This is a genomic window from Zoogloea sp. LCSB751 (assembly GCF_002028455.1).
Taxonomy (GTDB): Bacteria; Pseudomonadota; Gammaproteobacteria; order Burkholderiales; family Rhodocyclaceae; genus Zoogloea.
Window position 1 is genome coordinate 1 of sequence record NZ_MWUM01000223.1, and the last position, 269, is coordinate 269.

Genomic DNA, 269 nt, shown 5'->3' on the forward strand with positions numbered 1-269 from the left:
GGTTAAATTCATATTTTATATTAGGTGTAATATTCCTGTTCGCAAACAGCGACATAATGCTCATTTCGTACCGCCCTTTGCTGATAATTAATGGCTCATCGTACAGTGCTTCGAGAGGAATACTGCTCCGGCGGGCAAAAGGATGCGATTGAGGAACGACAACCATAAATCTGTCTTTATAAAATGGTGTGGCAAACAGGCCGTTAACGGAAATATGGGTGAATCCGGCGTCGATATTATTCTCCCGAATGGCTTCAATAATCTCCGTA

Annotated in this window: 1 protein-coding gene; it reads right to left on the bottom strand. The window is 42.4% G+C overall.

What is annotated here, in order from left to right; translation table 11 throughout:
* Positions 1-269 (bottom strand): LysR family transcriptional regulator substrate-binding protein (locus tag B4920_RS26415; RefSeq protein ID WP_139379687.1); only part of this gene is annotated, 269 nt, incomplete at both ends.